Consider the following 14,781-nt stretch of genomic DNA (forward strand, 5'->3'; position numbering starts at 1 on the left):
GCTCACTCTCCGTCCTTTGAATGCTCAAGCTGTTGCTTTTCCTCGAACCGTTCGAATGCAAGTGTGATTAGTTCCTCGATTAATCCAGGATAAGTCAAACCGGATTCCATCCAAAGCTTCGGATACATACTAATCGGCGTGAAACCTGGCATTGTATTTACTTCATTAATAATGATTTCTTCATTATCCGTCACAAAAAAATCTGCACGAACAAGCCCAGAACAATCGAGCACTTTAAATGCACGAATCGCTGCATCTTCCATTCTCTTCAGCAAATCTGCAGATACTACAGCTGGAATCGCATAATTCGTCGTACCATCTTCGTATTTTGCTTCGTAATCGTAAAAATCTTTTGCCGGCAATACTTCACCAGCTATGGAACATCTTGGATGGTCATTGCCGAGAACACTCATTTCTAATTCGCGAGCTTTAATTCCTTGTTCTACAATAATTTTACGATCGTATTTGAAAGCTAATTCTACAGCTTTTATCAGCTCTTCTCTGTTCGCCGCTTTTGTAATCCCTACACTCGATCCAAGATTAGCTGGCTTGACAAATAATGGCCATTTTAAGCTTTCTTCCATTTGTTGAAGAAGGGCTTCCTGATTACTTTTCCATTCTTTACGAATGAAATGCAAATATGGAACTTGGGATAATCCAGCTACTTCAAAAAGTTGCTTCATTACTACTTTATCCATTCCAGCAGCAGATGCGAGCACCCCATTTCCTACATATGGTAAATTCAACACTTCAAGTAAACCTTGAACAGTGCCATCTTCACCGTTTGGACCATGAAGTAATGGAAAAATAACATCTAAATTAGAATTGTCGTTTCCTTCTACTGGTAAGAAACTTGAAATATTATTTGGCTTGCTAACACCTTCTCCAAACTTAAGTGTTTCAACGGTTTCCGCTGGACCTGCCAAAACACTTCCTTTTCTCCATTCACCATTTTTTGTTATATATATTGGATATACCTCATATTTATCAAAATTTATCGCTTGTGTTACTGCCCTTGCTGTAAGTAATGACACTTCATGCTCAGCAGATTTCCCACCGTATAATAAACCTAATTTAATTTTCATTTGTAAATACCTCCACGTTTCGGATAATACTAGTTTATCACGTACAACATAATTAGATGAACACTTATCCGAATAATTTCAAGCCAACCACGCCAAAGATAATGCAACTTAAAAATAATAACTTTTTCCAGCCTTTTTTCTCATGAAAAAAGTACATGCCTATTAAGACACTTCCAGCTGCTCCAATTCCCGTCCACACTGCATAACCAGTACCTACCGCAATATCTTTCAAAGCAAGAGATAATAGGAAAAAACTTAAACAGGCTGAAATAATAGTTAGAATGGTGTACTTTACATTTTTAAATCCATCCGAAAGTTTCATATTGACCACGAATGCTACTTCAAATACGCCTGCAATGATTAATACAATCCACTCCATTAAGCAACCTCCTCTTCATCATCTACTAGTTTTAGCCCAATGATGCCAAAGAGTAATACACATAAAAAGAATAGCTTGCCGAAGCTAACTTCTTCCTGAAACCAGAGTATCCCAACAATCACAGTTCCGGCCGCACCGATCCCTGTAAAAATAGCATATGCCGTTCCAATTGGAATCGTCTTCATTGCTTTTGCAAATAAGAAAAAACTTATGATTAAAAAAATTATTGTCATAATAGAAGGTATAAGTTCAGTAAAACCATTTGCTTCCTTTAATCCAATCGCCCAAACGATTTCTGTCAGTCCCGCAAAAATTAAAAATAACCAAGCCACTTCTAAACACCTCTGTTCTTTTTCATCCGCTCATTTTAGCACATTAATGATTTGTGTAAAAATAAAAGCCCAAGTAGCTTCAAGTGTATCCTCTTTTCTGATAGTTTCCACAAAAGAAAATATGTGCAATATAGGGATAATGCGTCTTAGAAAGTTGAATAAAGTGTCCGCAATGATTTTTGCTACAGGGCGGACGCTTTCCGCGAAAATCAAAAGAGCTTGCTGACTAATTAGTTTCTCGCTTTATAAACCAAAAGTTTTATTAGAATCGAAGAGAAAAATCCATTATTATTATTATTATTATTATTATTATTATTAAGCATCTCATTAAAATTAATCCAGTAAATGGCTAAGAGCAATCAATTCCCATAACAAAGAGTTTACTTAATAGGAGACGACCATTAATAACACCAAAATATACATTATTTGGTCATTCATAACGTAGACGTTCACTGTTTAATAAGCAAATTTTCAGATAGTGTTAGCTGCCACTTTCGCCTTCGTGCATCGGTTCTAATATTTCTTAGTGGTTTGTTTAGCTAAACGCGCTAATTAGCTAGCATATTTCGTTGATTGGAGCGGAAGGCGGCGACTCCAACGGGAACAGCAGATGTTTTTTGCACCGAAAGCGAAGCGACAGGTGCACGAGCTGAAAGCCCCGCAGGAACGCACAAAGGAACAAAGGCTAAGAACGCCACCCCGTGTGGCAACGCCTTCGTGACCAACATCCTGTTGGCCCGAGGAGATTGAAGCCGTGCCCGCGGAAAGCGTCCGCCTGGAGCGAAAATCAACTGCGCTTGCGGTATTCCACTGCGACGCATTATCATTAAAAAGTGACATACTATTTTTTATTAGGAAGTTATCCACTTGTATAATTTGTATAATAGCCTTAAGCAAAATAAACGCCTTTGCAGTTGGAGCCTTGCAAAAGCGTTTTAATGTTATAGTTCGATTATAAAATCAGCCGGCTTTTTTAAGTGAAGTTTTAAATCGCCTAGCACTTCATCTGGAAATATGTTCTCTGGCAAACTTCTAATTTCAATTCCATAATTCGTTTTGCCTATTTTACATAAAGACATTAACACACCGTCCTCGTAGTAGTCGGCATATGCTTCTACTTTTTTTGTCGTCAATTCCGGCAAAACGATGTTGTTTTTTTTCCGCCAAAATGCAGTAGTTTTCGCTTTTTCACTAATTTGTTGGTTAAACACACTAGCAACCAGTTGATTGAAGTCTTCTGTATCGCGGAAATAAATTTTCGTTATTTGTTCACTCTCATCCGTTAAATAAACAAACCTATTTTGAAGATGATGATAAAAAGGCAAACGCAATGTCTCTTTTTTATGTGCGATATATAGCAACTCCGCTTGTTCTTGAGGGGATAGCATATTTAATTTTCGTTCGTCCGTAAAATCCAATAAGCATAAAGCGGTTGGTCTTTCTGCAAAATCCTTTAAAAAGCGATTATATTGACCATGCACAACAAACTCTAGCTGTGTATGGATATTAAAAGATGCTTCTTCGTATTGATGTTTTAATAATAAAAGAGCCGGCAAATCTGAGAATTGCCGAATAAACTGGTGAACTGAAATACCACTAAACAATACAAAATGTTCAATATCGTTTACATGCACATATAAATGCGCCATATATTCTTCAATTTCTTTCTCTTTTTTTGCCACTAAATTCACCCCTTATTCTACCTAATATAACATAGCATAATTTTTCCAATGAAACATCTTTATCTCAATCTTCGTCTCTTATACCTACAAGCCAAAAACATTATTTTAAGCTATAATAAATAAGTGAAATTTGAAAGAAACTTAGGTGACTCTTATGGAAAATAAAAAAGGCTTTGCCGATCGCTTCGATTGGACGCTCGCTTTTATTATATTATTATTTTTAATCGTTAGTTTACTAGCGATTACTTCTGCACAAACAACTGGTCAATATGCCGGAAAGAATTTTGCAGCTCAACAAGTTTTTTGGTATGGTGTTGGAACGGTTATTATTGGTTTTACTATGTTTTTTGAACCAGAACAATATAAAAAGATGTCTTGGATTATTTATGGTATTGGAATTTTTCTATTGTTCACTTTGTTCATATTACCTGATAGCTTGCCGCTCGTAAAAGAAGTCAATGGTGCAAAAAGTTGGTTTCATTTACCCGTCGGTAATATTCAGCCTGCAGAGTTTATGAAGACATTTTATATTTTAGGTCTTGCCAGGTTAATCACTAAGCATCACGAAACATATTTAATAAAGAGCTTGAAAACAGATTTTATATTACTAGGAAAGATTGGCATCACTTTAATTGTCCCACTTGCATTAATTATGGAACAGCCAGACTTCGGTACTGCACTTGTATTCTTGGCTATTACAGCAGCATTAGTAATCGTTGCAGGGATAACTTGGAAGATTATTCTTCCCGTGTTTTTTGGTGCAGCAGGTTTAGGTGCTCTGTTATTGTGGATGGCTCTCTTTATGCAAGACTTTTTAGAGGAAAAGTTTGGGTTTGATCCTTATCAATTCGCACGTATTTATTCTTGGTTAGATCCTTATTCCTATGCTTCCGATGAAGGAATGCACTTAATCACTTCTTTGAACGCCATTGGTTCAGGTGAAATTTTCGGAAAAGGTTATGGTGGACGAGTTGTATATGTCCCTGAAAATCATACAGACTTTATCTTTGCGGTTATCGGTGAAGAGTATGGGTTTATCGGAACAAGTATTGTCATCAGTCTATTCTTTTTACTCATTTTTCATTTGACGAAAATTACGCTTCAGTTAAAGGATGCTTATAGTACGTATGTGTGTGCAGGAATAATTGCTATGATCACATTCCATGTGTTCGAAAACATAGGCATGACGATCCAACTATTACCGATCACTGGGATTCCACTTCCGTTTATAAGTTATGGTGGTAGTTCGCTTATGGGTAATATGCTTGCACTTGGCTTAGTGTTTAGTATGAAGTTTCACCATAAAACTTATATGTTTGCAAAAAATGAAGATGATGACTAAGAAAAGCGGAAGCACCTAAAAAGAGTGGCTCTAAAGTTCATTTACATACGAACTTTTCGAGCCACTCTTTTTAACTTTGCGTGTGGGGAGTTTGTGCTGGTGGTGCTAACGCTTTAAGTATGTCAAGTCTCGATTTTGTCATTGTAACTGTAACACCCAGCTTTGAAAGATTACTTACAATTTTCTTTAAATCAACTTCCTTTGCCATTCTATCCACCTCGTCCTCTCCATTTATTATTACGATTTATTGTGAAAAAAGTTTCTTAGGTTTTTCATTTTGTTTTTATCATACCACTTTTTTATTCATTTTAAACTTTCATTTATATTACATATTTTAAACTTTTGTAAACCACACTAATTAAGAAAAGCCTACAAAAGGAGCGATTTTAAATGAATGTGAAAGATGTGATGAGCAGAGAAGTAGTGACATGTAATCCACAAGATTACGTAAATGAAGTTGCAGAACAAATGCGAGCACTTGATATCGGTTGTTTGCCTGTTGTCAGCAACAAAAAATTAGTTGGTATGATTACCGATCGGGATATCGTAACACGCGCTGTTGCAAAAGATGTCAAAAGCAAAGTGGAAGATGTCATGACGAAATCTGTAATTTCAGTTTCTCCTAACGATACTACTGCAGACGCCTCCATTGTAATGGCCCGCAATCAAGTTCGACGGCTTCCTGTAATGGATAATGGGCTACTTGTCGGCTTCGTATCATTAGCTGATTTAGCATTCCCCTTTCCGCATGTTCAAGAAATTTCTAGCGCTATGGAAAGCATTTCCGAACCACGAAGTTATTAAACATAAGAGCTATCCCAAAATTTTCGTGGGATGGCTTTTTTTCGAGTTAGTCGTGTTCAGCAACTGGTTCATCTAAAATATGGTTATATTAGCTACACCTTAATTTATGACTCCATTTTCTATGTGCCAAATTGTATGGAAATGTGTAATATAGAGGGTAGAAGTTTTGCAGAAGGCAGGTTTTTGTGTGAAAAAGACTCTTTTTATATTAATGTCCATACAGTTTTTAGTTTATCTAGGATTTGGGATCATCATCCCTGTGTTACCAGAAGTAATTTTACACCAGAATTATCATGAAGTTCATGTTGGTGGTTTATTAACCATTTACTCACTAGCTGCGTTTTTCACTGCTCCACTGTGGGGAATGCTGTCCGATCGTATAGGTCGAAAAACACTTATTTTAGTAGGTCTTGTTGGATTTAGTTTGAGCTTCTGGCTATTTTCCTTATTTTTCGATTCACTGTTTATGCTTTATTTATCCCGTGTAGTAGGAGGATTATTCTCTGGCGCACTTTACGCAGCTGTAACAGGATTTGTGGCTGATTTATCGAATGAAGAAAATCGTAATAAGTATATGGGTTTTCTTGGGATGTCAATTGGTTTAGGTTTTATTTTTGGACCTGCAATTGGCGGTGTGCTTGGACACATTAACTTGGCATTGCCGTTTACTGTTTCAGCACTGTTACTACTTTTGATATTTGTGTATGCGTTTATTATTTTGAAAGAGCCAGTGCGTGCTGGGGAAGCAAACAAACGGGCACTTCTTCCGAGAGGTGCCGCAAGTCTTTGGGGTTATCGTATTAAGTATTTGTTCTTGTTTTCATTTATGGTAACGTTTTTACTTGCTGGTTTAGAGGCTACATTCCAATTGTTCCAAATTGAAAGGATTGAAATTACGCCACTTCAAATTGGTTACTTATTTATGTTTAGTGGGTTTGTCGATGCAGCCATCCAGGGCGGTGTTGTGCGCCGCATTAAAAATGGTACCGAAACAAAGTGGCTGTTATATGCACAGATTATTACTGCAATCGGCCTGTTCCTGACCGTATTTACGAATAGTATTTTCTGGGCTGGTTTTTCTTTATGTGTATTTACAGCTGGTAATGCACTCGCAAGAACTACTATAGTTTCCCTTACCTCGAAAGAGTCTGGAGGCCGCTATGGAACAGCAGCTGGAATGGCTTATTCGATGGATAATTTAGGAAGAATCATTGGTCCATTATTATTCGCATGGTTGTTTACCGTGCAACCAGATAATATTTACATGGTGTCAGGTGTGCTTGCGGTTCTATCTATTGGATTGATCTTTGCATTCCGCAATTCAACGAAATCACTTAAAAACGTGGAGTGAGATTGCAATAAAAACAAAATGCCAAGGAGTTGAATAATGACTCCTTGGCATTTTTCTATTTTCTAATTCAGGATGTGCGTTACGAATAACGAAAGATCTTACATAGTTCTACACCATCCAATTGATTTATCCATTTTCTATGAAAAAGATGCAAATATGGCATTATTACTTATGAAATAGGGCAAGCAAAGAAGTCGTCTCCACATCATTTCTGACTGGGAGACGATACTTTTATCTATGTGGTTGTATTATTTTTTATACGGTTGGAAACCAGGACGTAAAATTACCATTTACTCTGTATGGTATTTCCAGTAAATATCCATCCAATTTGTAAACTTCGACCAAGCATCTTCAAAATCAGGTTGTATGCATGAAACTTGTAGTAGTCCTCTTTCTAACAAATAATCACTTCTATAATGGAGATCGAAGCCAGACATTCGTGCATCTTCTGCTAAATAGGGAAAAGTTTTTTCCTGCCAAGTAAAAATCATTGGATAAGGTTCATTAGCTAATAATGGAATTTTATACTTATTAACTTCTGCCTCGATGAACTTCATCCGGTTTTGTAAAAGTGTATACCTTGCACCATTCTCATACGCTTTCAGTGCATATTCTAAGCATTGAACTAGCTGAGATGACATGGTGAACGGAATCATATGGTTGGCCGTCAAACCAATATCTAAATAAGCAGGAATTTGATCACTCGTTACTATTTCCGCGTTTGAAAAGACGAATGCTAAACCACTCATTGTTCCAATAGCTTTTCCACTCACTCCGGTAGCTAAGTACACACCATCCATTGAATAGGGTAGCGCACCAAAGGAACTTACACAATCTGCACATAGCAATACATTATGTACCTTACAAATTTTAGCTATCTCATCTAATTGATTTAACATACCGGTTGAAGTTTCTCCATGCGTCATGAGTAACCAGCTATAATTACCCGTTGCAAGTTCTCTTTCAATCTCATCCAATTCAAATGAAGTTCCCCACTCATGAGCTTTTACATTATATGATAGCTTCCATCTGCCGGCTTGCTTCTCCAAACGTTCTCCAAATGCACCATTTGTGAGGATTAGCCCCTTCTCGCCTAATACATGTAACTGCGCAATCATCGCTTCGTTCGCAAGTGTTCCACTTCCAGCTAATAGATGCACATAGTTTGCTCCACTCATCGTCAAAAGGTTATTTTTTACACGCTCGAGCATTACTTTAAACTCATGTGAGCGATGAGATATTGGTTTTTCTAGAAATGCCTGTGAAATTAATCCAGTTTGTTGAACAGGTCCTGGATAAAACGAATATCTTTTTTGTTTAAATCGAGCAGCAACCGAACGATCAAATCGTTCTCTTGTTAACACCATCGGTACAAAAAGTGCATCTCCTGTTCCTACTGTCCCTGCAAATGGTTCAAAACCAAGCTGATTATATAATTTTTGTTCTCGAATAGTTCCAGAGATAACTGCTGCTGCGTATCCATTTTCATACGCATAATCAGATAATGCACGCGCTAAATAGTAAAATACTCTTCCGTTTCGATGTGCCTTATCAACTGCCATCAGCCTGACCTCGCACAACAGCCCGTTAAGTGCATCTTCGGGAAGCAAGTTCTCTATCGGTCCGAGCTTCAAATCTAATGAAAAAGGACGGACTGCACGAAACGCAACCATCCCTGCAAGTTCCTGATCCTTCAGTACTATCACATACACGTTTTCATGATGAAATGGATCTACCCTCATTCCACTTGGATCCGGCTCATGTTGCGGAATTTCTTCTACGAACGTTTGATAGTTTAATCTAGCAATCGCTTCAAATTCTTTTTCCGTTCTCGCAATTTTACACCAGTACATCCCAAACACCCCTATCTACTCACCTACTCACTAGAATGGTATCGTGCTGTTCTTTTTTCTAGTAAAGTAATACCAATTACTATTAGCAATGCAGCTAATAGTATCATCATACTTATATACGTACCAACTCCAACTAAAGTTTCCCCATAAATAGTAACTCTTTTTAAAGCTTCCATCCCGTAATAAATGGGTGATAGCCATTTCATCGCGAGCAAGCCATCTGATTGTACAATTTCTAAAGGCCAGTAGGCTCCGCCAATCATCGCAAAAGCTACAGCAAGTAAGGAAATAATAACACTACTCTGACTAACAGTTTTCACAAGTGAGATGATAAACAAGGAGAAAGCCATTACGAGTAATACATAAAAACTAGAAATTACGACTACTTTCCAAAATCCACCGTACATATTCGTACCGATGATAAATCGAAACAAGAAAATGACTAATAGCATTTGAACAAGTCCAATAAGATAACTAAAAGATAAATGACCGAAATACAATTGGAATCTACTTATAGATGCAAGCTTCAAACGATTCCATATTCCTGTACGTTTATCTTCTAAAATAAATTGTACGTTGATAGAAATTGTATAAAAGACAAAATAGAGCATGAATCCAAAAAGACTTTGAAGTGCTCCGTCATATCTGAAAACTTGCGACTCATCCATTGAATCCTTCTTTAATAGAAAAGATGGCTCTTCTAATATACCTTTTTCTACTTCCTCCCACTTACTTTCCCCGGCAACAGCAACTACTTGGTCGTGAAAAGCAAGATCGTTATACATTGTTTCTACTGCGAGAGACAGCATTCTTACGACGTCCGATTCCGTATCTGACAGAACAGAATACGTTTTTTCATGAAGCAGTAGTCCTATTTTGTCCCTCTTTTCCTTTATTATTTTCTGTAATTCATTTTCTGTTAAAACCGTTACTGTATAGTCATCCTCATTTTGCAGCCTTTCCAGAACCTCATTACTCATGGTCGTATTATCCGTTGCTACGAGTAAAGTTAAACTACTACCAACACCACCGCTTAGTATATACGCAAAAATAACAGTCATAACCGTCATCGAAATAAGAACGAGAGGCTTTCGTTTCAAATTTTGAAGTCTTGCCAGCCATATTCCCTTCATGACGTCACCCCTCTTTTCGGAAATAAAACAATAGATAGAAATATACAAAGAACAAACCATCCATACAATGGGAACATATATGACCAAATGCCCCCTAGTTGCTGACCTTTTTGAATCGTCAAAATTGCGGTCATGGTTGCTCCATTTGGCGTGAAATTTCCTATAGTCGCAAGTAGACTAGAGACATCCCCGATATTGAAAAAAGAACCTCCTAGAAATGCGAATATAGAAACTACTAAACCACTAAATATATTTGCAACTCCATCTGATTTCGTTCGAAGTTGTAATGTTGTGAGTAAAGCGGAAAGTCCTCCAACAAATAAACTATAGCTTAAGACGATTACAGTCATTCCCTCTAAACCAATCCAGTCAATTCCTAACACAAATTTACCGAAGAGTAAGATTATGACTTGCTGCATTAGCGCAACGATCATTCCCGTAATAAAAATAGAAAAAGCATATAATGTAGCTGACACACCAGCTAAAATAATTCGATTATATACTTTCCACTGCACTTCCTGTAATGCGAAGCCAGACAAAAACGTCGGAATATAAAGAGCAAACATCACCAGCATTCCAATCGTGTAATAAATGGACGCAGGAATCTTTCGCTCTCTTTCTTGTAACACCTGTTCTATTCTTTCTATTGTTTGCCCATTTTGCATTATTTCATCAGGTGAAATTCCTACTTTCGTTAAAGCTAGCGATTTTGTAAAACCAGTCTGCCACTCGTGAAGCACAGATTGAATAATCGAAGCACGTATTCCATTCTCTTGGCTTAATAATAAGTCCATATCAGGTGTTTCATGTTCATCAAAATAAGCTGATTTTATATAATTTAAACGAAAGTTAGTAGGGATCACTAAAATACCATCAATTTCTTTGTCTTTTCGGATGTTATCTAGTTCTGCAGGTTGTCGCTTTTCTAGCGCGATATACTTATTTATATCTTCCGAGTTCAAAATAGATCCTTCTAAAATACGAATAGGATCATTGCTTTCAAAAGTTTGAATTAAAGCCTCCAAAGCAGGTCCTCTAACTTTCTGCTCTTCCAAGAACTTCACGATAGATGCCTCTTCTTGTTCCCAGTTTGACTCATCTATTAGGACTAGTCTTGCTTGGATAGCTGTTTGCTCATCACTATTCATTACGCTAGCAAGGGCAGTAGAAAGAATAGTAATGAGTACAACAGGCATTACTAGTAAAATGATAAGAGGTTGTTTGTTACGCAATAGCATTTTCATCTGTTTTCCAATTAAACTTAATAGCATTACAGATCCTCCCTAATCTCTCAAAGCTCTGCCTGTTAAATGTAAAAATACATCTTCCAGTGAAGGAATTTTCACAATTGCAGAAGTTATGGTCACAGTATTCTCCGCAGCAATTGCAAAAATAGTCGCTAACGGTTCTTCATTTTTAGGCACACTAATCAACAGTACCTCGTCTTCTTTTCGAACATTAGCAGCTGGCAGTTGCTTTTTTAATGCCTCTTCGAATTGGGGATTGAGTAGATGTGCTTTTAATTCAATTGTTTGATTGTCCGAAACGAGCAATTTTAGTTGTTCTTTTGTTCCATATGCAATGATTTCTCCTTGGTCCATTATGTAAATCTTGTCACAGAGAAGCTCTACTTCTTCCATGTAATGACTTGTGTATAGTAATGTCATGCCCTCTTCCACAAGCTGTTTTACGGTATCTAAAATATACGCTCTCGATTGAGGGTCAATCCCAACTGTTGGTTCATCCATGATTAATATAGATGGTTTATGTAAAAGAGCAGCTCCGATATTTAAACGACGCTTCATGCCACCCGAAAAGGTTTTAACTATATCATTTTTGCGATCAGACAATCCTATTTTTTGCAAAGTTTCTTCCGTACGTTTTGCGAGTAATTGTCCTTTCAATCCATAAATCCGCCCAAAGAAGTGCAAGTTTTCTTTTGCAGAGAGCTCTGGATATAATGCTATTTCTTGTGGCACGACACCGAGCGTTTTACGGAGTGCTTCTGGATTTTTATTGATTGATACGTTATTCCATAACACCTCTCCGCTAGTCGGCATTACTAATGAAGAAAGCATCGAAATGGTTGTCGACTTACCAGCTCCGTTTGGACCAAGTAATCCAACAGATTCTCCTGCTTCCAATTGCATATTCACTTGACGTACTACCTCTTTTGTTTTGAATTTCTTATGAAGATCAACTGCTTGTAGCATTTATCCAACTCCTTGTTATACATATTTAGTTAAATTATAACAAACTATTTTCACAATATTTGAAATTCTATCCGTTAAATTTATGTAAAGTATAGTGAAATTATTTAGGATTGACATAACTAAAATATAATTGACTTTGAAATGTATCTTGTAATTCGAAAACTCCCACAGTGCAGTATAGAGATACTGTGTCGTAAGAAAGTTACCGTAGGATTTCCGCTGCAGGGCGGACGCTTTCCGCCGGGTGAGCGATAAGCCATCGCCGACGCTTACGCGTTCGCCTGCGATGTCTTATCTGTCTCACTCATCCGGCAGGAGTCGCCGCCCTTCCGCTCCAATCCAAAAGAAATTGCAAGCTAATCAGCACCACTGTTACAAATGAAATCCAATAAATGGATAAAAAAGACATAACAAGCTACGAACACGACAAACTTCCTCATAGTAAGACCTTACTTGTGATGGGATAGCATATTCTAATTTCATTTAATAAATATTGGGAAGTAAACCTGATCAATTAAATCTATGATAGCTGCAGACACCAAATTAGCAAGCAATTCCTATTGATTGTAGCGGAAGGCGGCGACTCCAGTGGGAATAGCAGATGTTTTTTTGCACCGGAAGCGAAGCGACAGGTGCATGAGCTGAAGACCCCGCAGGAGCGAACAAAGGAACAAAGGCTAAGAACGCCACCTCGTGTGGCAACGCCTTCGTGACCAACATCCTGTTGGCCTGAGGAGGTTGAAGCCATGCCCGTGGAAATCATAGTGGTCGCTTTGTAAATCTCCATTAGTGCGCGGTATCTCTATAATGCGCATGAGGTGACTTTAAGTAAGTCATCTACAGGAGGATGCTTAGCTCAAACAAATAGAATTTTTTTATTGTTACGATAAAGTTATCCATATGCTATAGATTTAATAATTTCATACAACACGAAAAAGCCGCCCTCGAAAGGACGGCTTTTTGTATTTCTAGTTATGCTTCTACTGTTTGTGAATCTAATGGTGCATTGTATACATCTTTATCTAACTCACCTGTGATTTTTGCAGTAGTAACACCCGCTGCCATTGATCCACTTACGTTTACAGCTGTACGTCCCATATCAATTAATGGTTCTACTGAAACTAGTAAACCAGCTAAAGCAACTGGTAGATTTAAAGCAGAAAGTACTAGAATTGCAGCAAATGTTGCTCCGCCTCCTACTCCAGCCACACCAAACGAACTAATCGCAACAACTGCTACGACTGTTAAGATGAACATCGGATCTAGTGGATTAATCCCTTGAGATGGTGCGATCATGAATGCAAGCATTGCTGGGTATACACCCGCACACCCATTTTGTCCAATAGACAAACCAAATGATCCGGAGAAGTTAGCAATTCCTTCCGATACACCTAATTTGTTTGTTTGCGTATTAATATTAATAGGTAATGTTCCTGCGCTTGAACGTGAAGTAAATGCAAAAAGTAATGGCTCTGCTGCTTTTTTCAAATAAGTTATTGGATTTAGTCCCGATAACAGAATGATTAGTAAGTGCATTCCAAATACTACTGCAAGTGCTACGTAGGAAGCTACAACGAACTTTCCTAAGTTAAAGATCGCTCCAAAATCAGAGGTTGCTACTGTTCTAGCCATAATTGCTAAAATACCATAAGGAGTTAAACGTAAGACAATTTTCACTACACTCATGACAAGTGCATACACTGCATCAATACCTTTTTTAATAATAGTTGCATTATCTTTGTCTCTTCGCGAAACCCCTAAATAGGCAAATCCTAAAAATGCTGCAAAAATAACCACTGCGATAGTCGATGTAGAACGTGCTCCTGTGAAATCTAAAAATGGATTTGCAGGAAGTAAATCTAATATTTGTTGAGGAAGAGCTTTGTCTGCAACTTCTGCAGAACGCCCTTCGTAATATTCAGCACGTGCCGATTCTGCATCTCCTTGCACAATCTGATCAGCATTTAAATCAAATATTGCCGCTGCCCCCATACCTACAACTGCGGCTACTGCTGTCGTACCGATCAGGAAGCTTAAAATTATTGCTGCCATTTTTCCAAAGTTTTTACCAATTGTAATTTTCGTAAAAGCACCTAAAATTGAAATAAATACTAATGGCATTACAATCATTTGAAGAAGCTTCACATAACCGGATCCAATTAGGTTATACCATTGTACTGAATCGGCTAATACTTCTGAAGTTGCTCCGTAAATAAAGTTAAGTGCTAATCCTAGTGCGATCCCTAGCCCTAACGCTGTAAATACTCTTTTTGAAAAAGAAACATGTTTCTTTTGCATTATGATTAAAATCCCAACGAATATTAACAATGCTACTACGTTGAGAATAATAAATAATAAATCCATCTAAAATACCTCCCTATTAACTCTTAACATATAATAATTCTTTTATTCCTATCGGTCAAGTGGGTTTTTAAAATTAACTCAACTCCTACCTATATCACAGATTTCGAAGCTCGTCGCAAAAGTACATGCTCCTGCGCAAAGCTCATCGCAAAAGTACATGCTCCTGCGCAAAGCTCGTCGCAAAAGTACATGCTCCTGCGCGAAGCTCATCGCAAAAGTACATGCTCCTGCGCAAAGCTCGCC

At 37.6% G+C, this 14,781-nt stretch carries 13 protein-coding genes; 3 read left to right on the forward strand and 10 right to left on the reverse strand.

The features are described from left to right. Positions 1-2: 2 nt before the first annotated feature. From BMZ04_RS13920 to BMZ04_RS13940, 4 genes are all read right to left on the reverse strand, one after another. Entirely contained in the window at positions 3-1,085 is a 1,083-nt protein-coding gene (locus BMZ04_RS13920; RefSeq protein WP_093271891.1) for a D-alanine--D-alanine ligase, read from the reverse strand. 64 nt (positions 1,086-1,149) lie between these two features. After that, positions 1,150-1,464: a DMT family transporter gene (locus tag BMZ04_RS13925; protein WP_093271896.1), complete on the reverse strand. Its 315-nt coding sequence runs from the start codon at positions 1,462-1,464 to the stop codon at positions 1,150-1,152. Next, complete coding sequence (locus BMZ04_RS13930; protein WP_093271899.1) at positions 1,464-1,796, reverse strand: DMT family transporter; 333 nt, start codon at positions 1,794-1,796, stop codon at positions 1,464-1,466. The genes BMZ04_RS13925 and BMZ04_RS13930 overlap by 1 nt, the downstream gene beginning before the upstream one ends. Positions 1,797-2,737: 941 nt before the next feature. Further along, positions 2,738-3,478 (reverse strand): hypothetical protein, encoded by a 741-nt coding sequence (locus BMZ04_RS13940; RefSeq protein ID WP_093271906.1) that lies wholly within the window; start codon positions 3,476-3,478, stop codon positions 2,738-2,740. A gap of 154 nt (positions 3,479-3,632) precedes the next feature. Between BMZ04_RS13940 and BMZ04_RS13945 the strand changes: the two genes are divergently transcribed. Then, complete coding sequence (locus tag BMZ04_RS13945; protein WP_093271910.1) at positions 3,633-4,820, forward strand: FtsW/RodA/SpoVE family cell cycle protein; 1,188 nt, start codon at positions 3,633-3,635, stop codon at positions 4,818-4,820. Between the two features lie 70 nt (positions 4,821-4,890). Here the strand turns inward: BMZ04_RS13945 and BMZ04_RS22420 are convergent, their stop codons facing one another. After that, entirely contained in the window at positions 4,891-5,028 is a 138-nt protein-coding gene (locus BMZ04_RS22420) for an Lmo0850 family protein (RefSeq protein ID WP_170206517.1), read from the reverse strand. A gap of 182 nt (positions 5,029-5,210) precedes the next feature. On the opposite strand from BMZ04_RS22420, the gene BMZ04_RS13950 reads away from it, so the two are divergent. Further along, positions 5,211-5,624, forward strand: coding sequence for a CBS domain-containing protein (locus tag BMZ04_RS13950; protein ID WP_093271913.1), 414 nt, complete (start codon positions 5,211-5,213; stop codon positions 5,622-5,624). A gap of 211 nt (positions 5,625-5,835) precedes the next feature. Beyond that, positions 5,836-6,975: an MFS transporter gene (locus BMZ04_RS13955; RefSeq protein WP_369802673.1), complete on the forward strand. Its 1,140-nt coding sequence runs from the start codon at positions 5,836-5,838 to the stop codon at positions 6,973-6,975. A 290-nt stretch (positions 6,976-7,265) separates the two neighbouring features. On the opposite strand, the gene BMZ04_RS13960 is transcribed toward BMZ04_RS13955, so the two are convergent. The 5 genes from BMZ04_RS13960 to BMZ04_RS13980 form a co-directional block, all read right to left on the reverse strand. Continuing rightward, positions 7,266-8,828 carry an aminotransferase class V-fold PLP-dependent enzyme gene (locus BMZ04_RS13960; protein WP_093271917.1) on the reverse strand — a complete coding sequence of 521 codons (1,563 nt, stop codon included), beginning with the start codon at positions 8,826-8,828 and terminating at the stop codon, positions 7,266-7,268. A 23-nt stretch (positions 8,829-8,851) separates the two neighbouring features. Next, a complete protein-coding gene (locus BMZ04_RS13965; RefSeq protein WP_177184448.1) occupies positions 8,852-9,961 on the reverse strand; it encodes an ABC transporter permease in 1,110 nt (369 codons plus the stop codon). Continuing rightward, entirely contained in the window at positions 9,958-11,232 is a 1,275-nt protein-coding gene (locus BMZ04_RS13970) for an ABC transporter permease (protein WP_093271927.1), read from the reverse strand. The genes BMZ04_RS13965 and BMZ04_RS13970 overlap by 4 nt, the downstream gene beginning before the upstream one ends. Before the next feature lie 12 nt (positions 11,233-11,244). Then, positions 11,245-12,174: an ABC transporter ATP-binding protein gene (locus BMZ04_RS13975; protein WP_093271932.1), complete on the reverse strand. Its 930-nt coding sequence runs from the start codon at positions 12,172-12,174 to the stop codon at positions 11,245-11,247. Positions 12,175-13,146: 972 nt separating this feature from the next. Next, positions 13,147-14,538 (reverse strand): L-cystine transporter, encoded by a 1,392-nt coding sequence (locus BMZ04_RS13980; protein ID WP_093271936.1) that lies wholly within the window; start codon positions 14,536-14,538, stop codon positions 13,147-13,149. Positions 14,539-14,781: the final 243 nt, after the last annotated feature.

The organism is Psychrobacillus sp. OK032 (assembly GCF_900111345.1).
Classification (GTDB): Bacteria; Bacillota; Bacilli; order Bacillales_A; family Planococcaceae; genus Psychrobacillus.

What these genes read in the sequence shown, in the direction of transcription:
- BMZ04_RS22420 (WP_170206517.1), bottom strand. Translation starts at nt 5,028, where the DNA reads ATGGCAAAGGAAGTTGATTTAAAGAAAATTGTAAGTAATCTTTCAAAG.
- BMZ04_RS13950 (WP_093271913.1), top strand. Translation starts at nt 5,211, where the DNA reads ATGAATGTGAAAGATGTGATGAGCAGAGAAGTAGTGACATGTAATCCA.
- BMZ04_RS13925 (WP_093271896.1), bottom strand. Translation starts at nt 1,464, where the DNA reads ATGGAGTGGATTGTATTAATCATTGCAGGCGTATTTGAAGTAGCATTC.
- BMZ04_RS13955 (WP_369802673.1), top strand. Translation starts at nt 5,836, where the DNA reads ATGTCCATACAGTTTTTAGTTTATCTAGGATTTGGGATCATCATCCCT.
- BMZ04_RS13965 (WP_177184448.1), bottom strand. Translation starts at nt 9,961, where the DNA reads ATGAAGGGAATATGGCTGGCAAGACTTCAAAATTTGAAACGAAAGCCT.
- BMZ04_RS13960 (WP_093271917.1), bottom strand. Translation starts at nt 8,828, where the DNA reads ATGTACTGGTGTAAAATTGCGAGAACGGAAAAAGAATTTGAAGCGATT.
- BMZ04_RS13920 (WP_093271891.1), bottom strand. Translation starts at nt 1,085, where the DNA reads ATGAAAATTAAATTAGGTTTATTATACGGTGGGAAATCTGCTGAGCAT.
- BMZ04_RS13975 (WP_093271932.1), bottom strand. Translation starts at nt 12,174, where the DNA reads ATGCTACAAGCAGTTGATCTTCATAAGAAATTCAAAACAAAAGAGGTA.
- BMZ04_RS13945 (WP_093271910.1), top strand. Translation starts at nt 3,633, where the DNA reads ATGGAAAATAAAAAAGGCTTTGCCGATCGCTTCGATTGGACGCTCGCT.
- BMZ04_RS13980 (WP_093271936.1), bottom strand. Translation starts at nt 14,538, where the DNA reads ATGGATTTATTATTTATTATTCTCAACGTAGTAGCATTGTTAATATTC.
- BMZ04_RS13970 (WP_093271927.1), bottom strand. Translation starts at nt 11,232, where the DNA reads ATGCTATTAAGTTTAATTGGAAAACAGATGAAAATGCTATTGCGTAAC.